Below are 22,895 nucleotides of genomic sequence, written 5' to 3' on the forward strand. Positions count from 1 at the left end.
TTTTCCAATTATTTTTCGCGTAAGAAATTGCGATAATAGCTATTTAGCTTTTGAATAATTTGCTTTAAATGCAGCAGGTTTTCTTCGGTATTACCTAAACGCACTACAAAGCGTTGGTTGGCAATTTCCAGATCAATTTTTTCATTGATAATCATAGAAGTGAAATACAATGCTTTTAAATCATCAAACTTGGTTAATTTTCGATTGGAGAAATACGACAACCTTTCGGATAGTTCATTAACTACAATACCATCGACGATATAGCCCTGTTCTTGATTGAATTGGATATTATTTTCTTCGAGAAACACTTGTTCAAGAGATGGCTTGGAACTTTTAAACAGTCTTGAACTGGGAAATAGTCCAGCAAGTTTATTCAACATAAGCATTACAATGATTAAAAACCCTGACTATTTTAACCCTGAGCGGCCTTATCTTCAGCATTATTTTCATAAAAAAAGGCAACAGTTTAAAACTGCTACCTTTTTGCTCATATAGCGATTAAATTTTTGCACAGAGCGAATTAACTCACTTGTGCGAAAAGCTCATGTTGTGCGGTCACTTCTGAAACCAGATTGCTAAAGGCAAAGATTTCATCTAACTGTTCTTGTGTAAGTAATTTCTGCTCTAAGACGACCTGCTGAATGGTCTTGTTTTCCGCAATACATTGCTTGCCAATTTCATCACATTTAGCATGTCCTAAAATTGGATCGAGTAAAGTGACAATACCCACACTTCGCATTACAGCGTCATAACACACCTGCTCATTGGCTTGAATGCCCTGAATACATTTATGGTCCAAACTCGAAATGGCTTGGGTGAGTAATTCAATTGATTCATTAATGGAAATCGCTATGACTGGTTCCATTACATTTAACTGTAACTGTCCCGCTTCCGCAGCCATGGTCACGGTTAGATCATTACCAATCACTCTATAAGCAATTTGATTGACCAATTCAGGAATCACCGGATTAATTTTGGCAGGCATAATTGATGAGCCGGCTTGCAATTCAGGTAAGCGAATTTCGGCTAGACCGGTACGTGGACCCGAACTCAATAAACGCAAGTCGTTACAGATTTTTGAAAGTTTCACTGCAAGTCGTTTAAGCGTACTCGATAAAATAATAAAGACGCCACAATCACTGGTGGCTTCCACATAGTCTTCTGCCCCAATTAAGTTTAGTCCGGTAATTTTATTCAAAGATTGGATGACTTCATGCGCATAGCCTTTAGGTGTATTTACCCCTGTCCCAATAGCTGTGGCACCCAAATTTACTTCTAGTAAAAGTTCACGGGTACGTTGAATTAAACGGATATCTTCTTTTAATAACGTTGCAAAAGCACGAAACTCTTGTCCCAAAGTCATCGGAACTGCATCCTGTAATTGGGTGCGGCCCATTTTTAAAACAAACTGAAACTCTGCAACCTTTATATGTAGAGTATCAATGAGCTCTTGAATCTGGATTAAAAGATCATCCAAACTATAATAGGTCGCCAAGCGTAACGCGGTTGGATACACATCATTGGTCGATTGGGATTTATTGACATGATCATTGGGGTGAATATGTTCATATTGTCCCTTATGAAAACCTAAATGCTCCAGGGCAATATTAGCCAATACTTCATTGGTATTCATATTAATAGACGTACCTGCTCCGCCCTGATAAACATCTAAAGGAAAAGCTGTACTCCATTTTTCGGGAAATTCAATCAATTCATTACAGGCAAGCTGAATCGCCTGACTGACTTGTTCAGAAATCTTGCTAAATTTTAAATTGGTTTGTGCCGAAGCTTTTTTGACTTGAGCCAAAGCACGAATAAAATGATGATGATTGCCGACTTTCTGATTAGAGATTTGAAAATTCTCTAAAGCACGGACAGTATGAATGCCGTAATAACATGCTGCTGGAACTTCCTTTGCTCCCAGTAAATCACGTTCTATTCTTGTATTATCGAGTTGAACCATAGACACTTTAAATATACTCACATTTATGCACCACAATTGTGCAATTGAAAAAATATTAAACCTTTACTGTACTTTAAATATTGTAAAAAGATATTTATTTGGCAATGTTCTATAACGAATTACAGCAGCTTTGTAGCTAGTGTAAGTACTTCCAACTACCTTTTCCACTTCCAATTTTTCTCATCAAAAAAATTAAGCTTAAAAATCTTTAATGCTGATTTCAATTCACATTAAGCCTTTAGATTGACCTTATAAATGATATTAAGCGCCATACTTATAATTGATTAATTTTTTCATTTTTTATCAATTGTATCTAAAAATACATTCCGCTACACAACATGCTAGTAAATCCCCTCGAAATGTAACAGAACGTAATTTCAATTTTATGCTTGAATCAGCGCCTTACAGAACCGGTATAAAAATTCATCTCGGATAGATGAATGCATAAGGACAAAAGGATGAGCACATGAGTCAACTGAACCCCACATTAATCACATTTATTTTTTATATCATCGCTATGGTCGGTATTGGGCTATATGCCTATAAGGCGACCACCAACTTTTCAGATTATATTTTGGGTGGACGTAGTCTGGGGAGTGTTGTTACTGCACTTTCAGCAGGTGCATCTGATATGAGTGGCTGGTTGTTGATGGGTCTACCCGGAGCAATTTATCTGTCAGGCTTATCGGAAGCGTGGATTGCCATTGGACTGATTATCGGTGCATGGCTGAATTGGCTGCTGGTTGCAGGTCGCTTACGTGTGCATACCGAAGTTCAAAATAATGCGTTAACCCTGCCGGATTACTTCACAAGTCGTTTTGCGGATCGTAAACGTGTGCTACGGATTATTTCAGCCCTCGTGATTCTGGTCTTTTTCTCGATTTATTGTGCTTCTGGCATGGTTGCAGGTGCTCGATTATTTGAAAGTATTTTTGGTATGTCTTACACCACTGCCCTTTGGATCAGTGCCATTGCGACCATTAGCTATGTGTGTATCGGTGGCTTTCTTGCAATTAGCTGGACCGATACTTTTCAAGCTGGATTGATGATTTTCGCCTTAATTTTAACCCCGATTATGGCTTACCTCGCACTGGGTGATCACAGTCAACATTTTGCAACCGCAATTGAAACAGCTCGTCCGCATGCCAGCAATATGCTTTCAGGTTTAAGTACCGTCGCCATTTTATCTTCCCTGGCTTGGGGCTTAGGCTATTTTGGCCAACCCCATATTCTGGTGCGTTTTATGGCAGCCGATTCTGTGAAGACGATTCCTGCTGCACGTCGTATTGGCATGAGCTGGATGATTATGTGCCTAGCGGGTGCGATTGGTGCAGGTTATATCGGGATTGCCTATTTCCAGCAACATCCAGAATTATCTTCGGTCGTTTCACAAAATCCTGAAACGATCTTTATGGAACTGACCAAAATTCTGTTTAATCCCTGGATTGCAGGCGTTATTTTAGCCGCGATTTTAGCAGCAGTGATGAGTACTTTAAGTTGCCAACTCTTGGTCTGTTCAAGTACCTTGACTGAAGATTTATATAAATCATTTCTACGCAAGAATGCTTCGCAAAAGGAATTGGTCTGGGTGGGACGCCTGATGGTTTTAGCTATTGCCGTTCTTGCCATTGCACTTGCAAGCAACCCGAACAGTAAAGTTTTGGGTTTGGTGGCTTATGCCTGGGCAGGTTTTGGTGCAGCATTTGGTCCATTAATTATTTTGTCTTTGTTCTGGAAACGTATGACCTTAAACGGAGCGATTGCTGGAATTATTATCGGTGCTTTAACAGTTATTTTGTGGAAGAACACCCTGGCCAGTACAGGACTGTATGAGATTATTCCGGGCTTTATTCTGTCATTTGTGAGCATTGTTGTGGTGAGCTTGCTTGAAAAAATGCCTTCTCGAGAAGTACTGCAACGTTTTGAACAGGCAGATGATTTGTATAAAAAAGAAATGGCTGAGTTAAAAAATGGAATACCGACTCAAACTGAAAATCCCTAATAAAACTCAGATGATTTTCACTTGAGTTTTATTGAAAGATAAGGGGCGTAAGCCCCTTTTTGCTGCTTCTATTTTTGCCCTTTACTTTTAAGATGAATTTTCGAGCTTTCTTTAATCACTTCCATCACCGGATAGCTTCGTGTTTCTTTTACTCCAGGCAATTGCCAGAGCACTTGTCCCGAAATTCTGCGGAACTCTTCCATATTGGCACAGCGAATTTTCACCACGAAATCGAAACCGCCGCTGATCATATGGCATTCCACAATTTCAGGATATTGCATGATCGCATCGGAAAATTCCTCCAATACATTAGGTGTGGTTTTATCCAGTAAAATTTCCACAAACACCACAAAACTGGCATTCAGCATGTCAGGATTCAACTTGGCTTCATAGCCTAAAATAAAACCATCTTTGGCTAACTTCTGTACCCGTGCCAGCGCTGCAGTGGCTGATAAATTCACCGCTTCAGCGAGTTTGATATTTGAAATTCGTCCATTATTTTGCAGAATATCTAAAATTTTGATATCTGTTCTGTCCAATGTAAAAATCGGGCTTGTCATCTGAATTATTCTCTAAAATGAATAAAAATTATAGTGAGTTATTCGGCATCCTTTCTGTAATCATAAATTATATAAGGTATTTGACTCAACAAAAAAATTGGCAGTCACAGGACGTTGGCATGAATATGATGGATACAGAAACCCGCCTCAATCTGGCAAAACCTCACTTTGAATATATTACTGAATTCAAAGAAAAGAATGATTATGAAGTTGAGGTTAATACCGCGTGGCGCCGTGCGGAACCTGAGTGTGTTGAAAACCTGCTTGAACATAGCCAAATTTCTGAACAACTGAACCAGCGTATTTACGACCTGGCTTTTAACCTGGCTCATACATTACGGGAGCGCAAAAGCTCTAATGGTAAAGCGGGAATCGTTCAGGGTTTATTGCAAGAATTTTCATTATCCTCTCAGGAAGGCATTGCCTTGATGTGTCTGGCCGAAGCCTTGCTTCGTATTCCGGACAGTGCTACCCGTGACCTGCTGATTCGCGACAAAATTAATCAGGGCAACTGGAAAGAACATGTCGGACAAAGTAGCCTGATGTTTGTCAACGCCGCGGCTTGGGGTCTCATGCTGACCGGCAAACTGATGGAAACACCAAAACAAAAAAGTCTATCCAGTGTACTGACCGGGCTTTTGGCACGTAGTGGTCGCGGCATTATCCGTAAAGCGGTAGATGTGGCAATGCGGATGATGGGTGAACAGTTTGTTACTGGTGAAACCATTCAAGAAGCGCTAGAACATGCAGAACCTTTAGAAGATAAAGGCTTCCGATATTCCTATGACATGCTCGGTGAAGCGGCACTCACAGAACATGATGCAGAACGTTATTATCAAGATTATAGCAATGCGATTCATGCCATCGGTCAAGCTTCACAAGACAAAGATGTGTATGACGGTCCTGGTATTTCGATCAAGCTTTCTGCCCTGCATCCGCGCTATCAGCGTGCACAAATCAGCCGTGTACATGACGAGCTGTATCCTAAAGTGCTGCAATTGGCGGAACTGGCGAAACACTACAATATTGGTTTAAACATTGATGCCGAAGAATCTGAGCGTCTGGAAATTTCTTTAGAATTATTAGAGCGTCTGTGTTTTGAGCCTAGCCTTGCCGACTGGAAAGGCATTGGATTTGTGATTCAGGCCTATCAAAAACGTTGCTTTAACGTAGTTGATTACGTGGTGGATTTAGCAAAACGCAGTCAAAAACGTTTGATGATTCGTCTGGTTAAAGGTGCTTACTGGGATAGCGAAATCAAGAAAGCTCAAATTGATGGCATGACTGACTATCCGGTATTTACCCGTAAAGTACATACTGATCTATCTTATATTGCCTGTGCCAAAAAACTCCTGGCTGCCCCACAACAGATTTATCCGCAGTTTGCGACGCACAATGCCCAAACCCTTGCCACGATTTACCATCTGGCCGATCCAAACCAATATTACAGCGGTCAATATGAATTCCAGTGTCTGCATGGCATGGGTGAACCACTCTACGAGCAAGTGGTTGGCGATAAAACAGATAACAAACTGGGCGTGCCTTGCCGTATTTACGCACCGGTCGGCAATCATGAAACGCTACTGGCGTATCTGGTACGCCGTTTACTGGAAAATGGCGCCAATACTTCTTTCGTCAACCGTATTGCAGATAAAACCTTAAAAATTGAAGATCTGATTGAAAACCCACATTCAGAAATTTTTAAAAATGCAGCCAAAGAATCACAGATTGGTCAAAAGCATCCGGCTATTCCCCTAGCACCCGATTTATACGGCGATACTCGTCCAAACTCGGCCGGTTTGGATTTAGCCAATGACCATGACTTAATGCTGCTGAATCAAACTGCACAAGATTTCAGTCAGCAGCAATGGCAAGCGCAGGCTTTGGGTAAAAACCTGAGTAACGAACATAATCTGACTGATGATAATTCAGAACTCATCACCATTTTAAATCCTGCAAATCACTCCGATGTCGTTGGCTATGTGCAAGAAGCAACTGCTATACAAGTGAATCTGGCATTAGATAATGCAGTCAATGCCCAAGCTGAATGGAGCAATACCCCGAAAAATATACGTGCGGCTTGTTTGCAACGCGCTGCAGATATCATGCAATTGCGTTTGCCAGAACTGATGATTCTACTGTGTCGTGAGAGCGGCAAAACCTATGCCAATGCCATTGCAGAAGTTCGTGAAGCAATCGACTTTTTACATTATTACGCTGCGCAAATGATTGATCTGGATCAGGATGCATTGATTCAACCACTCGGCCCCGTGTTATGTATCAGCCCATGGAATTTCCCATTGGCTATTTTCACAGGACAAATTTCAGCGGCGCTAGTTGCCGGTAATACCGTACTTGCAAAACCGGCTGAGCAAACACCGCTGATTGCTGCTCAAGCGATTCAAATTTTATGGCAAGCCGGTATTCCTCAAGATGTTTTGCAACTGCTTCCCGGACAAGGTGAAACTGTAGGTGCGCAATTAAGTGGAGATGCTCGTGTTCAGGGCATCATGTTTACCGGTTCAACCGATGTGGCCAAAATCTTGCAAAAAACCCTTGCGCAAAGACTGAGTCAATCTGGCCAGCCCATTCCACTAATTGCGGAAACGGGCGGTCAAAATGCCATGATTGTCGATTCATCTGCACTCACCGAACAAGTGATTCTTGATGTGGTGAGTTCGGCTTATGACAGTGCTGGCCAACGTTGTTCTGCCTTACGTGTGCTCTGTGTGCAAGAAGACAATGCCGATAGCGTCATTCATATGTTGAAAGGCGCGATGCAACAACTGCGCGTCGGCAATCCGTTTTTATTAAAGACCGATATCGGCCCTGTGATTGATACTGAAGCGCAAAGCAATATTCAAGAACATATTGATCAGATGCGCAGTAAAGGTCATCCCGTCCATCAGCTCATGTTGAATGCGGTACAAGATCCATCTTTAACCCTAGGTACTTTTATTCCGCCAACTTTAATTGAATTACCGAATCTGAATGATTTGCAGCGTGAAGTTTTTGGTCCGGTCTTGCATGTGATTCGTTATAAATACGGGCAATTAGAACAGCTACTTGAACAGATCAATGCCAAAGGTTATGGACTCACTATGGGGCTGCATACCCGTATTGATGAGACCATTCAAACCGTGATTGCACATGCAGAAGTCGGCAACCTATATATTAATCGCAATATTGTTGGTGCTGTGGTCGGCGTTCAGCCGTTTGGTGGTGAAGGTTTGTCGGGTACAGGTCCTAAAGCGGGCGGTCCGATTTATCTGTATCGTTTAATGCAGCACTGCTCTGCTAAAAAGCTGGCTCAACCTTTTGCAACTCAATCTCTTGAAACACAGCCAGCGCATCAGCCTTTATATGAGCTGTTTTACACTTGGGCAGAAAAGACCTTCCCTCAATATCAATTAAAACCCTACCCAGCTTTCTGCTCAGGTCATCATTATGAATTACAAGGACCGACCGGTGAAAGTAATCAATATGTGGTGTTGCCAAGAAAACGTGTGCTGTCTTTGGCGGATCAGGAACAGGATCAGCTTCAGCAATGGGCTGCAATTTTTGCGGTCGGCAGTCAGCCTGTGGTTCTGTCTGAAAATACTTTTGTACTCAAGTATCTTTCTAAAATGCCAATAGAAATTGCCGAGCGTTTTATGGTGATTCAAAACATTGAAACCGATGATTTTGATGCCGTGCTACATCACGGCACCCAAGCCCAACTGCAAAAGTTGCAAAATAAAATTGCTGTCCGCTCAGGTGCGATTATTGGCATCACCCATTTGCAGCCGCTTGACCACGATATTCCATTAGAAAGATTCGTCATTGAGCGCGCGATCAGTGTCAATACCGCAGCCGCAGGAGGGAATGCCAGCCTGATGACCTTAACTTAAGGCTAAATCTAAAAGCTGAATTTCAGCGCTTAATCCTATAACTCTAATATTTTTCCTCTTTACCAAGTCAACTACTCCCTGGTCAGGTTGACTTGGTTTCTTTTTATATTTAATCCCCTCATTCAGTGATTCTTTATTGAATTTATAAAGCAAGCTTAAAATTTCTATACTTAATAAGTACTCTTTATATCTAGCCAAATTTTGGTTGAAACGATATTTCTGCCGCTGAATGGGCAATAAGTTTAGTCATCTGATTCAAACTTTGTTACCATCCCTGTTTTCAATGTGTTCGTGATTTTTACTGCATATGACTTCAGCTTATCAGTTACAACTTGATGCCAAGATTGCACGTATTTCTGCTCAATTTGCCGAATTTAATCCTCCTTCTTTAGAAGTATTTCCGTCGCCTGAACAAAACTTCCGTATGCGCGCAGAATTCCGTATTTGGCATACTGACGACGATATGTTTTATGCGATGTTTGAACGCAGTGAAGACAACCAGAAACAAGTCATTCGCATTGACGAATTCCCGATTGCAGATAAAAGTATTAATCAATTGATGCCGATTTTGCTGCAGGAACTGAAAAGCAGTCCGGTATTGTCTAAACGCTTGTTTGAAATTCATTTTCTGGCGACTTTAAAAGGCGAAATGCTGGTTTCAATGATTTATCGTTGCCCGCTGGATGCCGAATGGGAAACCTTGGCCAAACAACTGGCTGAAAAACTGAATATCAAATTGATTGGTCGTAGCCGCGGTCAAAAAGTGGTATTAAGCGATGAATTTGTGGTTGAAGAACTGCAAGTATTCGATCGTACTTATCAATACCAGCAAATCGAAAGTAGCTTTACCCAGCCGAATGCTCAAGTCTGCCAAAAGATGCTGGAATGGGCATGCAATGCAGCTGAACAGTCAGATAAAGACTTACTTGAATTGTACTGTGGTAATGGTAACTTCACTCTGCCGCTTTCAACCAAGTTCAATCGTGTGCTTGCAACTGAACTGGCTAAATCATCTGTTTATGCTGCACAGTGGAATATTGAACAAAACCAGATTGACAATATTCAGGTTGCACGTTTGTCAGCTGAAGATTTCACCCAAGCCTATAATGGTGAACGTGAATTCCGCCGGTTACAGGAAGCTAAGATTGATATCTCAAGCTATGATTTCGATACCGTGTTTGTAGATCCACCGCGTGCGGGTATTGATGATGAAACTTTAAAACTGATTCAATGTTTTGAGCGTATCATTTATATTTCATGTAATCCTGACACATTACAGGACAATTTAAAGACCCTGTCAACCACACATAAAGTGACCAAATTTGCGATGTTTGACCAGTTCCCCTATACCCATCATGTGGAATCAGGTGTATTACTGGAAAAGATTTAAACAATTTATTTCATTGTTAAGTTTGTAAGTATTTTTATTTTAATGAAGCTCCAATGAGCTTCATTTTTATTTCATTAAAAATTAATCGTTTATAAATAATTCTGAATAGTAAATCTCATAATATCGTTAAAGGTAGTGCTTATCATCGGAAAATTTCAAGTCCAAATGCTGTTTTTGTCACTGACCTAGGCTTGTATTATTCAGGAAATTGGATATATTTCGAACTATGTTAAGTTGTGTATGAAGGCTCTATGAGTTTTTGGCAAAAGCTGTTTTCTGCTAATCAACAGCAAAACGAACACAAGAATCAAATCTCTTGTGTCGAAAATGATTACTCTTGTAAATCGAATGAACAACTGATCCAAGCTTTAGCAAAGGCAACAGATGAAGATGTCATCATTGGAATTAAAAAGGTTCTAGCTTCACGAGGTTATAGCCGTAAAGAGTTAAACGAATTACAGCACCTACCCCTCCAATAGTAGAGTCTAATTCAAAGGCATTTAGTTCACTAAATGCCTTTTTATTTGCCTGTGCAAAACGTATATGCTTCGATTTTAATACTTAGAAACATACTTCTCCCTTTTCATCTAGAAATCTCTGTTCCCCTGTATTTAAAAGTGCTTTACTCATAGGTGAAAAATTATAAAAAGTAAAATAAGAATGTCTTAAAAATAAAAATTAGTCTAATAAAAAGGAAAATATATGGAACGGTATTATCCTAGACTGGCAATATTATGCAGCCTGATCTCAAGTCACGGCATGGCAGCCGCAATGGACCGATCAGGACAATCCTTGTTGCCTTTTCTCGAAGCAGGGCATTATTTTGAAGCGTCCATTACCGCCGCTGATCCCGAAGTATCAGGGCGGACTTTAAGTACACGATCCGACCTTGTTGATTCCGGTGTTAACGACTATTCAACAGATAACATTAGCCAAAGTTTTCAATATTATAGTGCGGCGCTTAAACTCCAATTAAAACCAGAACTCTCTTTCGGTATCCTTTACGATCAGCCTTTTGGATCAGATTTACAATATCCGGTAAAGCGCAATGCCAGTTTTTCCGATCCAGCACTGAGTCAACAAGGTACACAGATCAATGTGGATACCCAAAATCTCAGTTTAATTTTAGGTTATCAGCCCTTCAAAAACTTTAATCTATATGCAGGACCCGCCTTTCAAACCATTAAAGGTCATGTTTCTCTACGCGGATTGGTTTATGCAGAATTTAATGGCTATAACGCTATTTTCAAGGAAGATGCGGCTGTCGGCTGGCTGGCTGGTTTCGCTTATCAAGTGCCTGATATGGCATTAAAAGCCGCATTGACTTATCACTCCAAAATTGATCACAAAATCAATGTCTCCGAAAATGTGTTAGGGACACCCCTGCTTTTGGTTGATGAAACTAAAACTAAAATTTCCACACCGCAGTCTGTCAATCTCGATTTTCAAACCGGTATTACGGTCAGCACTTTGCTTTATTCCAATATTCGTTGGGTCAACTGGAAAGATTTTGTGATCCGTCCTACCCAATTCGGTGCACTATCCCAACTGGCAACGACTACAATCAGTAGTGGAACTTATACCGCTGGATTCAATCTGGATGATTATCAAAAGAATCAGTGGAGTGCGACTGTGGGTGTGGCAAAACAATGGACTCCCCAATGGTCTAGCGCTTTTGATATCGGCTGGGATTCCGGTACAGGCGATCCGGCATCCATCCTTAATCCAACCAAAGGCTATTGGGGAATTGGTTTAGCAATGCAATACCATCCCGAACCCAATTATTTTATTTCAGGCGGAGTTAAATATTTTTGGTTGGGGAATGTAACCGCAGAGGATGGAACGTATTATTTACCGCTTCCAGGCGTTTCAGCAACCTCAAAAGTAGGTGAATTCGATGACAATCATGCCATAGGCTATGGTTTAAAAATTGGATATCATTTTTAACGAATAATTCAATTCAAAGTACAAAATTTGTTTACACCTAATTCTAGAGAATTCTTTCATAAATCATTTTTCAATTACTACAAGTCGTTCTTAAAGCCAAAATTAAAAATAGATTTCAGCAGGTATTGGAGTCATGTGGGTGACATGGATGCCACACGTTTCCCATCAGGACAAGGATGTCGTGATGGGAAACAAAAGGTTTTTCTTGCGGACTCAAAATATATTTTGAGATCCTCATTTTGACCTTTCAAAAAGTAGAGGTAATGCCTACGCAAAGGTATAAAAATTGAATCAATCAAATGAGGCCGTGCTGATTTTAAAAAATCTAATATTAAATATTTTTTGACTTCTGCAATTTATCTTAGGCAAAAATTTACAAAATAAAAATCATGCTTAAAATGAATTATGATGAAAATAGTTAAAATAATAAGCTACATAGACAGATAGTTTTAAGACTTTAGCCCTTAGTCTTTTTGACAGTTCTGCTCATCGATATAAGCAAGCATAGGTCCAAGATTAAAATATGAATCTTTTCGTTTTAATTGAGGGATATATGCGCTTGAAATTGAGCCATCCAAATATAATGCATTCTCTACTTTTAATTCTTGTTTAAAAAATTGTGCAAATTGATAAAAACTTACCGCCGTACGACTAATTACAAAATACAGGGTTTGATCTTTAATCCCCACGCCATTACGAATTTTAAATGAGTTTGACTGCTCTAAAAAATGCGGGTTGATTTTTCCATTAATCACCAGCATTGGCCCAGATTGCGTCGCATAATCCGGATTAAACTTTAGCTTTGAGTAATCATCTGTGGTGGTAATCAGGGTTTTATTCTGATTCCAAGCCAGCACACCATTTGGTTGAATATGAAAATTACCAAATCCTTGTTTTAATCTGTTTAATTTCTGCTTTTGCTGTGATGCTTCTACATATAAACCAACTGCAGAATAATCTGAATGATACATCCCGGCATTCATGGCAAATAATAGCTTTTCACAAGACTTTAATTGCTTCTGAACGGCATCAAATTTATGCAGCGGCTGACTTGTTTTGGCCTCATTTAAAAATAAACGTAAGTTTTGGGGCTGACCAATTTTTACAACATCTACATTAAAAGCCCCCCTTTGCCAGTGTTCTGAGTAGACTTCTGCATAGCTTATTGAAGCTAAACTTAAAGCGAAAATTACGGCGCCTTTTAAGAAAAATTGATTCTTCACTTTTATCTTTCCCGGACGACCTAGGTTGAGGCTGAAAATTTTATACAATGATGAAGCTTTTATAAAAAGATCTTTAAGCTTAGTGAAATGGTCGACTCTTTCATAGAGAGGCAGTAAACTAGGTCAATAAAATACATTTGCAACTTTATTGATTAAGCCTGGTATGCAGCCGCAGAAAATACGATTTCCTTTAGGAACACATCTTATTGTTAAACACTTAGGCTATTCCCATCATGGCATTTATGTAGGGCGTGGCCGGGTGATTCATTATTCTGGTTTCGCGCATTTATTCAAAAAACGTCCGATTGAGGTCACCTCGCTGCAAAAATTCAGTTTCGGCAAAACCATTATTGTTCAACACTACAGCAATCCCAAATTTACTGGGCGTAAAGTCATACGGCGCATGCGTTCACGCATGAACGAAAACAACTATCATCTTATTATTAACAACTGCGAACATTTATGTACCTGGGCCATTACCGGTGTTGAGAGCAGCCCTCAAGTCATTCACATGATGAACCGCCTGACCACGATTGGTTATGTCAGCTCTATCATGAGTTATATGAACAGCATGTTGCTGACCATCACCACCACCTGTTTTGCTTTGGTGTTGTACATCAAGAAAAAATTACGCGATAAAGCAAAAAAACGTCTGCCGCCCTCTTTATTATTAAAAGAACCTGAACAGAAAAATCCTTAATTTTGAGTTCAGCCCATTGATGATTATTAAAAATAAAAAGCCCCATTTGAATGGGGCTTGAAAAAGAACTGAAGAGATGTGCTGCTCAGCTCGTGTTATTCAACCGTACAATGTCTAAAAATAAGCATCAGGATCATTTTAATTATAGTCATTTAATAAAATGCTTATCTTCAAAAGATTTCTCCAAACCTTTAATCAAATGGTGGAAGTCGGTCATTGACCAAGTTCAGTTGTGCGCCATATTCCAAGTAGGCTTTAGCGCCAGCTAAAAGTGTGGTGAAATCATTGGTATGTTTAATGACAAAAGCAATTAACTCCGAACCCTCTAAAGGAATCTCGTAGTTACGGATTCTAATATAAGTTTCGTTCTCGGATATTCTCTCAAAAATAAAATCTACCGTAGACTTTGGCTCGCCCCACTTGATCTGGATTAATTGATTATTAATCAACTGTTCCACAAAAACACTGGTCGTTACCTCATATTTTTCCCAATACCAATCTACGTTTTTATTTTCCATTAAATGTCCCGTAGAGGAAGTAAACCAAAACTTGCGGGTGATTTCTGGATCAATAAAGGCATTGAATACCTCAGCAACCGGTTTGCGAATTAACATCTGTGTCTCGATAACGACATTATTCATTTTTCTTAGCCTCATCTTTTTGCAGTGATAATATCTATACTTTCGCATTGATGAGAGGTTTTAGGGCAGAAAAAAGGATGGTTTTTATAAGATTACATAATAAACTATACACAGTTAAAACTAATTCTTGCTTGGATGCTACAAAAAAGCCCAACCGAAGTTGAGCTTTGTTAAATTAAACCACAAGTAAATTATTTACCTGGCTTAAAACTATCTTTTAAGTCCAAAATACGGTTAAACACCGGTTTATCGCTTGAATGATCATATTGATCTGCCACGAAGTAACCTTCACGTTCAAACTGGAAACGATCTTCAGCTTGAGCTTCAGCTAACGCAGGTTCAATCATCGCTTGAAGCACAGTTAAAGACTCTGGATTTAAGTTCGCTAAGAAGTCATCATCTGCATCAGGAGCAGCTTCAGTAAATAAACGCTCGTAGATACGAACTTCTGCAGGAATACCTTTGGTTGCAGACACCCAATGCACCACGCCTTTGACTTTACGACCTTCAGGATTTTTACCTAAAGTTTCAGGATCAATTGAACATTTCAGTTCAACCACTTCCCCATTGGCATCTTTAATCACTTCGTCGCATTTAATCACATAGGCATGACGCAAACGTACTTCACCTTCTGGAATTAAACGTTTAAAGCCTTTAGGCGGCACTTCTTCAAAGTCTTTACGATCAATATAAATTTCTTTAGATAAAGGAATAATACGATCGCCCATGTCTACGTTCGGATGACGCGCATGCGTTAAGTCCATTTCTTCAGGCAAGTTGGTTAACGTCACTTTCAATGGATTTAACACCGCCATACCACGCGCAGCGGTATTTTCCAAAGACTGACGGATACAGTATTCAAGCATTGCAACATCAACAATACTGCCATCAACTTTAGAAACACCTACACGTTTACAGAAATCGCGTAAACCTTCAGGTGTAAAACCACGACGGCGCATACCGACTACGGTTGGCATACGTGGGTCATCCCAGCCATTAACATGATTGCCTTCAACCAATTTACGTAATTTACGTTTAGAGGTAATGGTGTAATCGACGTTTAAACGGCTTGATTCGTACTGATGCGGAACAGATGGCGACTTAACTTTTTCAACCACCCAGTCATAGAACGGACGGTGATCCTGGAATTCCAAAGTACACAGTGAATGGGTAATCCCTTCAATCGCATCTGATAATGGATGCGCATAATCGTACATTGGATACATTTTCCATTTATCACCGGTTTGATGATGTTCAGAATGCAGTACACGGTACAAAATAGGATCACGCATATGTACGTTTGGAGATGCCATATCAATTTTGGCACGCAGTACCGCTTGTCCTTCGCCAAGCTCACCATTACGCATTTGTTCAAAACGCGCCAGATTTTCTTCCACTGAAGCATCACGATAGGGTGAATTTTTACCGGGTTCTTTGAAATTACCGCGGTTGAGTTTAATTTCTTCAGGCGTTTGCAAATCGACATAAGCATCACCCTGTTTAATCAATTGAATTGCCCAAATATACAATTGATCAAAATAACTCGATGCATAGCGAGGTTCACCATTCCAGTTAAAACCTAACCATTTTACATCGTTGGCAATACCATCTACATATTCTTGTTCTTCTGCATCTGGATTGGTATCGTCAAAACGTAGGTTACATACGCCATCAAATTCTTGGGCAATACCAAAATTCAGACAAATGGCTTTTACGTGACCAATATGTAAATAACCATTTGGTTCTGGCGGGAAACGTGTCACCACTTGTTGTGTACGGCCTGCTGCTAGATCATCAGTAATCACTTGGCGTACAAAGTCTAAGCCCGGCTGTTGTTCTTGCTGCGCAGCATCGACAGATTGATTTTGAGTTGTCGGGTTATTTGGCAGGGATGAAACAACATCATTCGGCTTCATAGTTGATAAATCACTTCTATAAGATAAAATAGGATAATTAAAACGCTTTTCTAAATTTTTAACAAAGAAAGTAACGTTTTTGCTTGCCTTGTAGTTTACAGTTTGCTTATGCTTCTCTCAACCAAAAACCCATGGCTTTTTTTGTCCATGATCAGGAGATTATAGAATGAGTTTTCCTCAAGTCGAATTAAACACCAATAAAGGACGTATTGTTCTTGAATTAAACTCTGAAAAAGCACCTAAGACTGTTGCTAACTTTTTAGAATATGTTCGCGACGGTTTTTATGATGGCGTGATTTTTCACCGTGTAATTGAAAACTTCATGATCCAGGGCGGCGGCATGGATGAAAACTTCAAAGAAAAAGCAACTCGCGATTCTATTGAAAATGAAGCTGATAACGGTTTAAGCAATGATATTGGTACAGTTGCAATGGCTCGTACGCAAGCGCCTCATTCTGCTTCTGCTCAATTCTTCATCAACGTAAGCAACAACAGCTTCCTTAACCATTCTGGTAAAACAGCGCAAGGTTGGGGTTATGCAGTTTTTGGTAAAGTAACTGAAGGCTTAGATGTTGTTGAAGCAATTAAAGGTGTTCGTACCGGTAACCGTGGTTACCACGCTGACGTTCCTTTAGAAAACGTTGTAATCGAATCTGCTAAAATTATTGCTGAGTAAATCTCCCTAAATCCCTCTTTATAAAAGAGGGACTTTTCCTCCCTTTTTAAAAGGGAGGTTAGGTGGGATTAAAAAAGGAAAATAAGTGACCTATCTGTTTATCGCTGATTTACATTTGTCACCTGAATACCCTCGACTCGTTCGGGGGTTTTTGGATTTATTAGATCACTATAAAAATAAAGACACTCAGCTTTATATTCTAGGCGACTGGTTTAACGCATGGATTGGTGATGACTACTCTGCCCCATGGCTAGATGAAATTGTCAGTGCTCTACAGCAATTCACTCAAGCCGGTAATCATGTTTATTTTCAGGTCGGCAACCGTGACTTTGCATTGGGTCAACGCTTTTTAAAGCAGTTCAATGGTTCTATATTGCCTGAGGTAGATATCTTAAAGATTGATGACATTCAAATCCGTCTTGAACATGGCGACCTGCTTTGTACCGATGATGTGTCCTACCAAAAATTCCGTAAAATTATTCGCAATCCGCTACTTTTAGGTTTTCTTAAAAGTATGCCATTAAGTTTCCGCCAAAAACTGGCGAATGGTTTCCGTAAAAAAAGTACCGCAACCAAGCAAGTGAAGTCTTATAAGATAATGGATGTGAATCAACATGCAGTTGAACAATCACTTCAAGCAGTGGATTTACTGATTCATGGACATACCCACCGCCCTGCTATCCATAATGAAAATGATAAATCACGGATTGTTTTAGGCGACTGGCGTGAACATGAAGCACAGATTTTAGAAATTGATCCCGAACAAGTTCATCAAACATTAAAATTAAAAACTTGGACTTATTAATTTTAACTGCTCAGACCATTTTGACTGAATAAAAGCGAATTCATTTACAGCGTATTAAGAACTTCACAATTGTTGTTTATTTATCCTGAATATCATCAACCTACCTAATCATTTCTTGATTTGTAAACCAATTCAAACATAATCAGCCTCTATCATTTCATTCAATTTTAGAGATCTGCATGTCTGATTTTAGCAATATCACCGTGACCCATCATGATGGCGGTAAAGTTTCACTTTTGATCGATGGAAAACCTGTTTCCGAGCGCTACGCTGTACAGTTCGAAAGTAATATTGTCGATGAATTAAAAGCACTGGAAGATGGTAAAGCCCTTAAATTATTTGACCAGTTTATCTTCTCACATGCCGATTTAAATTTTGAACATGCTTATAGCTACGTGACTTGCATGGTGAAAGCTGATTCTAATTATAAAGTGGTTTGTAACTTCGTTTATAAAATTACTGCTGTAGATCAAGCGCCTATGGAACACGTGATTACCAAGCAAGGCCAGCCTATGACTACGGAAGATATCCGTGAATTCATTGACAAGCATGTGGCAATGTCGTTGAATGAATATACTGATTTAAAATACGCATACTAATACAAAAGCCCCTACTCGATAAAAAGTCAGGGGCTTTTTTCAGTCCAATCAATTGTTCTGCACTATTTAAATTAATACCCACCCTCAGATTTCATCACTTCACCACCTTTATACTCGGCCAATAATTCACGAAGTGAATTCATTAATACACTGGTATCCACGCCCACTGCCACAAACTCTGTACCCAGTTCCAAATATTGCTGCGTGGCTTCATGCTGTGTCGATAAAATCCCTGCGGCCTTACCTGCTGTGCGGATACGTTGAATTGCATTAACTACTGCTTTTTGCACTTCCGGATGGTTTGGATTGCCTTGATAGCCCATAGTGGCAGACAAATCGACAGCACCTATAAATACACCATCAATCCCGTCAACTTTTAAAATATCATCTAGATTTTCTAAGCCTGTGACCGATTCAATCTGAATCAGTAAACAAATATTTTCATGGGCTGTTTCGTAGTAATTTGGAATACTGTTCCAACGCGTTGCACGTGCCAAAGCCGCCCCGACACCACGAATCCCTTCAGGTGGATAGTGCACTGCTTTGACCATCAGTTCTGCTTGCTCAACCGTTTCCACCATCGGAATCAATAAGGTTTGTGCACCAATATCTAATAACTGCTTAATCAGTTGCACACTGCCAATGGGTGGGCGTACCACTGCCTGTGATGGATATGCTGCAATACTTTGTAACTGCGAAAGCGTGGTTCTTAAATCACTGGGTGCATGTTCCCCATCAATCAGCAACCAGTCGTATCCTGCATTGGCTGAAATTTCAGTAGCGTAGGCATCTGCCAAACCGACCCATAACCCAATTTGCTGTTGAGTTTTTAGTTTTCTTTTAAAGTGATTGCTAAAGTCCATACGCCTGCTCTCGGAATGGTCATATATTGAATTTAATATTGATTAAACGCCATTTTTCTAAAAGTACCAATATCGAAAACGTATGTCTTGATCTGCTAAAACTTTTAATTTATTGAAAAATACTCATCCTTCATTTTATAAAATCATGGATCACACTTGAAACTTAAGCTAAACAAGATACAAATACTGTCTTATATAAAGTGTAATAAATTGAGTGAAGGATAGTATTTGCTATGAATACTTTCTTATCCATGCCAAAGTCTAAAACGAGATCCATGTGTTATAAACCATTTGGATAACGCTTCAGGTAAAATGACAGACATAATTTATAAGTGGAGTAATCATTCATGGATCTTTTAAACGTCTCAAAAACCCGTTATACCACCAAAGCCTATGATCCTATTCGAAAAATCCCTAAGGAACAGGTTGCACGTTTATTAGAGATCTTACGTTTGACTCCATCTTCTATCAATATTCAACCTTGGCATTTTTTTATTGCTGACAATCAAGCGGCTAAAGAACGGATCGCCAAAGCACTGGTTGGGAAATATGCCTATAACGCACCCAAAGTCCTAGATTCTTCACATACTATTTTGTTCTGTACTAAAGCAGATATCAGTGAACAGCATTTAGATAACTTGCTCGCTCAAGATGACATCAGTGGTCGTTTTAAAGACTCAACCGCCAAACAAGGCCAAAAAGATAGCCGTAGCGGTTATGTCAATTATTATCGCAATGAAAAAGGTGATATTCAGCGCTGGGCCGAAAATCAAACCTTTATTGCTTTAGGTCAAATTTTGTTAGCTGCCGGAATTGAAGGAATTGATGCAACGCCAATTGGCGGGTTTGATGAACAAATCATCAATGATGAATTACAGTTAACAGAAAAAGGCTTGGTCCCTTCGGTATTACTGACACTTGGTTATCGTAGTGAAAATGATTTCAATGCCCAACTGCCAAAATCACGTCTAGACAAAGAACAGATTTTCACTCAGCTTTAATTAACGTTTCATTACAATAAAAGGGGGTTATAACCCCCTTTCATGTCATTTCAGGTCTTATTCTTGCAACAATATTGAGGTATATTTGCGCTAAAAATAAAAGGTGGTTCATATCATGATCCCTGCTACAACTAAAATGCCGATGAAATTTGAATGCACACACTGCAATAAAATTTATATGCATCAATATTCCACAAATGCGACTTCTTTTTACCCCACATGTCCGCACTGCAATCAAGCTGGCTTACTGCTAGGGACTGCCGACACCATTGACATCGTTAAACATCCTAAGACTTTTGCAAAGACCCTATTCAAACAGATATCGCATAAGCTAAGCTAATCACACTAGCCAAACCTAAAACCAAACCCACCGCGGTAGCGGGCTTTAATTTTTCTTTAAAGATAATTAAGCCACTTAATGCACCAAATACAACCACAAGAATATTCATACCTGCAAATACAATTGCAGGTGTGTCTTTCAATAAGATATGCGCTTTGACATACAGTGCAATATTGGCAAAATTTAAAATTCCCAGACCTAGACCCGCCAGAATGTTCTTTTTGCTACCCACAGTTTTCGTTGTAATCGCAATATAAGCCAATGACAAAACAAAGGCACAGATAAACATTAAATTTAGGGCTACAGCAAACTGTACGCCTAATCCTGTGGTGTACTTGAGCAATACATCAATTAAGGCATAACCAAACCAGACTAGGGCAAGATACACTATTGCCTGCTTTGAAGATGTTTGCCCTGTTTCGGCTTTTTGATGTGAAAATAAAAGACTGATTACCGCTGCAATTCCCAAAGCAATACCGATGATTTTTACGGTATTAAACTGTTCCTGAAAAATGAAAAATGCTGCCAGTAGTGATAAAACCACAGATAAACGCTGGGCAATTTCAGTTTTAATAATGCCGGCATATTGCAATGATTTTGCCAAGCATAAAAAAATACTCGGCAGCAAAACACCTAAGACAATAATTAACCACCACGGCGTATTGACCATTGAAATATGCTGCAGATCTGGCTTAAACCATAGAAAACACAATAGACTGGCAGAAGCGTAGTTCCAGACAATCATTTGTAATGCATCAAAACCTTTGCTCTTACATAACTTTAAAAGAATTGAGATGATGACACTACAACATGCCGCTGCAAATATAAGTTCCATCTTTTGCCTTATTTTTTAGTTATAAAATATAGAAAAGCCCACAACAAATGTGGGCTTTTGATTATAGATAATCTTTAAGGATTATTTATAACGATTCACCATTTTCTCTAAAGAAATTGGACGAATCTTGTCTGCATGACCCGCAGTACCAAATGATGTGTAACGATCTACACAGATTTGTTTCATTGCATCTACAGTCGCAGAGAAGAATTTACGTGGATCGAATTCGCTTGGTTTTTCAGCCATCATACGACGCATCGCACCCGTAGAAGCCAAACGTAAGTCAGTGTCGATATTGATTTTACGAACACCGTGTTTGATTGCTTCAACCAATTGCTCAACAGGCACGCCATAAGTCTCTTTGATGTCGCCGCCGAATTCATTGATCACAGCCAACCATTCCTGTGGCACAGAGCTTGAACCGTGCATCACAAGATGGGTATTTGGCAATGCCGCATGAATTTCTTTAATGCGGTCAATCGCTAAAATATCACCTGTAGGTGGACGGGTAAATTTGTATGCACCGTGTGAAGTACCGACTGCAATTGCCAAAGCATCGACATTGGTATCTGCTACAAACTGAGTTGCTTCTTCAACAGAAGTTAAAAGTTGAGAATGGTCAAGAACGCCTTCAGCGCCTACGCCATCTTCTTCACCAGCCATACCGGTTTCAAGGCTACCCAGGCAACCAATTTCACCTTCAACTGACACACCACAAGCATGCGCCATCGCAACAGTACGACGAGTTACATCAACGTTGTATTCGTAAGATGTTGGTGTTTTGCCGTCTGCACCTAGTGAACCATCCATCATTACCGATGAAAAGCCCAACTGGATTGAGCGTTGGCATACATCAGGGTCAGTACCATGATCTTGATGCATAACCACTGGAATATGTGGCCACTCTTCAATTGCTGCCAAAATTAAATGACGTAAGAACGGAGCGCCTGCATATTTACGAGCACCCGCAGATGCTTGAACAATAACAGGTGAATTCGTTTCGTCTGCGGCTAACATAATTGCGCGCATTTGTTCTAAGTTGTTTACGTTAAACGCTGGTACGCCGTAGTTGTGTTCGCCGGCGTGATCCAAGAGCTGGCGCAATGAGATAAGTGCCATAATGTCCTCCCAGTTGATGCCCCATATTCTACATGCTGATTGCTTTCAATTCAGTAATAAAAAACACTATTTCAAAAAAAATCCCTGCTTATGCAGGGACTTTTATATAAAACATGACAAACTTAAGGTGCAGTGGCTTCAGAAGCTGCGGCTTCGGCTGCAGGAGTTGCTTCATCTGCATTTGCATTGGCTATTTCCGCAGGTACATCTGTATTTTTTTCATCCAGAACCGGTTTGTCAATTGAATCAATTACCGCTTGTTGCTCTGGGGTGATTTTCTCTTCTACTGCTGTTGTTGCAGCTGTGTCATTTTTTGGAGCTTCATCTTTCTTGGAACAAGCAGTTAAAGCTAAAGGTGCAATAAGAAGTGCTGCAAGTGTTAATTTCAAGTTCATCAGAGTTTCCTAGGACAGGAGATTTAATGG

Annotated in this window: 21 protein-coding genes; 10 read left to right on the top strand and 11 right to left on the bottom strand. The window is 39.8% G+C overall.

The window, feature by feature from the left end:
• Positions 1–8 precede the first annotated feature (8 nt).
• Together ACP69Y_RS05080 and aspA are read right to left on the bottom strand one after the other, a co-directional pair.
• On the bottom strand, positions 9–380 hold the full coding sequence (locus ACP69Y_RS05080; RefSeq protein WP_425916721.1) for a hypothetical protein: 372 nt from the start codon (positions 378–380) through the stop codon (positions 9–11).
• Between the two features lie 140 nt (positions 381–520).
• Positions 521–1,963 carry an aspartate ammonia-lyase gene (gene aspA, locus ACP69Y_RS05085; RefSeq protein WP_425916940.1) on the bottom strand — a complete coding sequence of 481 codons (1,443 nt, stop codon included), beginning with the start codon at positions 1,961–1,963 and terminating at the stop codon, positions 521–523.
• Positions 1,964–2,429: 466 nt separating this feature from the next.
• Between aspA and putP the strand changes: the two genes are divergently transcribed.
• Positions 2,430–3,965: a sodium/proline symporter PutP gene (putP, locus tag ACP69Y_RS05090; protein ID WP_425916723.1), complete on the top strand. Its 1,536-nt coding sequence runs from the start codon at positions 2,430–2,432 to the stop codon at positions 3,963–3,965.
• Positions 3,966–4,033: 68 nt separating this feature from the next.
• On the opposite strand, the gene ACP69Y_RS05095 is transcribed toward putP, so the two are convergent.
• Positions 4,034–4,525 (bottom strand): Lrp/AsnC ligand binding domain-containing protein, encoded by a 492-nt coding sequence (locus tag ACP69Y_RS05095; protein WP_425916725.1) that lies wholly within the window; start codon positions 4,523–4,525, stop codon positions 4,034–4,036.
• Positions 4,526–4,644: 119 nt separating this feature from the next.
• Here ACP69Y_RS05095 and putA point away from each other — a divergent pair, with 119 nt between their 5' ends.
• Positions 4,645–8,415, top strand: a complete 3,771-nt coding sequence (putA, locus tag ACP69Y_RS05100) for a trifunctional transcriptional regulator/proline dehydrogenase/L-glutamate gamma-semialdehyde dehydrogenase (protein WP_425916727.1) — start codon at positions 4,645–4,647, stop codon at positions 8,413–8,415.
• Here the strand turns inward: putA and ACP69Y_RS05105 are convergent.
• Positions 8,407–8,652, bottom strand: a complete 246-nt coding sequence (locus tag ACP69Y_RS05105) for a hypothetical protein (protein WP_425916728.1) — start codon at positions 8,650–8,652, stop codon at positions 8,407–8,409. The genes putA and ACP69Y_RS05105 overlap by 9 nt on opposite strands.
• Positions 8,653–8,722: 70 nt before the next feature.
• On the opposite strand from ACP69Y_RS05105, the gene trmA reads away from it, so the two are divergent.
• From trmA to ACP69Y_RS05120, 3 genes are all read left to right on the top strand, one after another.
• On the top strand, positions 8,723–9,805 hold the full coding sequence (trmA, locus tag ACP69Y_RS05110; protein WP_425916730.1) for a tRNA (uridine(54)-C5)-methyltransferase TrmA: 1,083 nt from the start codon (positions 8,723–8,725) through the stop codon (positions 9,803–9,805).
• A gap of 251 nt (positions 9,806–10,056) precedes the next feature.
• On the top strand, positions 10,057–10,284 hold the full coding sequence (locus ACP69Y_RS05115) for a hypothetical protein (protein ID WP_067865671.1): 228 nt from the start codon (positions 10,057–10,059) through the stop codon (positions 10,282–10,284).
• Between the two features lie 223 nt (positions 10,285–10,507).
• A complete protein-coding gene (locus tag ACP69Y_RS05120; RefSeq protein WP_425916732.1) occupies positions 10,508–11,752 on the top strand; it encodes an outer membrane protein transport protein in 1,245 nt (414 codons plus the stop codon).
• A gap of 464 nt (positions 11,753–12,216) precedes the next feature.
• Here ACP69Y_RS05120 and ACP69Y_RS05125 read toward each other — a convergent pair whose 3' ends face one another.
• Entirely contained in the window at positions 12,217–12,975 is a 759-nt protein-coding gene (locus ACP69Y_RS05125) for a phosphodiester glycosidase family protein (protein WP_425916734.1), read from the bottom strand.
• Between the two features lie 163 nt (positions 12,976–13,138).
• Between ACP69Y_RS05125 and ACP69Y_RS05130 the strand changes: the two genes are divergently transcribed.
• Positions 13,139–13,675, top strand: a complete 537-nt coding sequence (locus ACP69Y_RS05130; protein ID WP_425916735.1) for a lecithin retinol acyltransferase family protein — start codon at positions 13,139–13,141, stop codon at positions 13,673–13,675.
• Positions 13,676–13,866: 191 nt separating this feature from the next.
• On the opposite strand, the gene ACP69Y_RS05135 is transcribed toward ACP69Y_RS05130, so the two are convergent.
• Complete coding sequence (locus ACP69Y_RS05135; protein WP_425916736.1) at positions 13,867–14,316, bottom strand: SRPBCC domain-containing protein; 450 nt, start codon at positions 14,314–14,316, stop codon at positions 13,867–13,869.
• 191 nt (positions 14,317–14,507) lie between these two features.
• Positions 14,508–16,232, bottom strand: coding sequence for a glutamine--tRNA ligase/YqeY domain fusion protein (locus ACP69Y_RS05140; RefSeq protein WP_425916738.1), 1,725 nt, complete (start codon positions 16,230–16,232; stop codon positions 14,508–14,510).
• 166 nt (positions 16,233–16,398) lie between these two features.
• On the opposite strand from ACP69Y_RS05140, the gene ACP69Y_RS05145 reads away from it, so the two are divergent.
• The 3 genes from ACP69Y_RS05145 to ACP69Y_RS05155 all read left to right on the top strand — a co-directional run bounded on the left by ACP69Y_RS05145 (position 16,399) and on the right by ACP69Y_RS05155 (position 18,312).
• On the top strand, positions 16,399–16,908 hold the full coding sequence (locus tag ACP69Y_RS05145) for a peptidylprolyl isomerase (protein WP_425916740.1): 510 nt from the start codon (positions 16,399–16,401) through the stop codon (positions 16,906–16,908).
• A gap of 85 nt (positions 16,909–16,993) precedes the next feature.
• Positions 16,994–17,713 (top strand): UDP-2,3-diacylglucosamine diphosphatase, encoded by a 720-nt coding sequence (locus ACP69Y_RS05150; protein ID WP_425916742.1) that lies wholly within the window; start codon positions 16,994–16,996, stop codon positions 17,711–17,713.
• 179 nt (positions 17,714–17,892) lie between these two features.
• Entirely contained in the window at positions 17,893–18,312 is a 420-nt protein-coding gene (locus tag ACP69Y_RS05155; protein WP_425916744.1) for a hypothetical protein, read from the top strand.
• Between the two features lie 71 nt (positions 18,313–18,383).
• On the opposite strand, the gene hpaI is transcribed toward ACP69Y_RS05155, so the two are convergent.
• Positions 18,384–19,175 carry a 4-hydroxy-2-oxoheptanedioate aldolase gene (gene hpaI / locus ACP69Y_RS05160; RefSeq protein ID WP_425916745.1) on the bottom strand — a complete coding sequence of 264 codons (792 nt, stop codon included), beginning with the start codon at positions 19,173–19,175 and terminating at the stop codon, positions 18,384–18,386.
• 347 nt (positions 19,176–19,522) lie between these two features.
• Here hpaI and nfsB point away from each other — a divergent pair, with 347 nt between their 5' ends.
• Complete coding sequence (nfsB, locus tag ACP69Y_RS05165; protein ID WP_425916747.1) at positions 19,523–20,176, top strand: oxygen-insensitive NAD(P)H nitroreductase; 654 nt, start codon at positions 19,523–19,525, stop codon at positions 20,174–20,176.
• A gap of 311 nt (positions 20,177–20,487) precedes the next feature.
• On the opposite strand, the gene ACP69Y_RS05170 is transcribed toward nfsB, so the two are convergent.
• The 3 genes from ACP69Y_RS05170 to ACP69Y_RS05180 form a co-directional block, all read right to left on the bottom strand.
• Entirely contained in the window at positions 20,488–21,351 is an 864-nt protein-coding gene (locus ACP69Y_RS05170) for an EamA family transporter (protein ID WP_425916749.1), read from the bottom strand.
• 81 nt (positions 21,352–21,432) lie between these two features.
• On the bottom strand, positions 21,433–22,470 hold the full coding sequence (gene fba / locus ACP69Y_RS05175) for a class II fructose-bisphosphate aldolase (protein ID WP_425916750.1): 1,038 nt from the start codon (positions 22,468–22,470) through the stop codon (positions 21,433–21,435).
• Between the two features lie 122 nt (positions 22,471–22,592).
• Positions 22,593–22,865: a hypothetical protein gene (locus ACP69Y_RS05180; RefSeq protein ID WP_425916752.1), complete on the bottom strand. Its 273-nt coding sequence runs from the start codon at positions 22,863–22,865 to the stop codon at positions 22,593–22,595.
• Positions 22,866–22,895 lie beyond the last annotated feature (30 nt).

Source organism: Acinetobacter sp. TSRC1-2 (assembly GCF_049895885.1).
In the GTDB taxonomy this organism is placed as follows: Bacteria; Pseudomonadota; Gammaproteobacteria; order Pseudomonadales; family Moraxellaceae; genus Acinetobacter.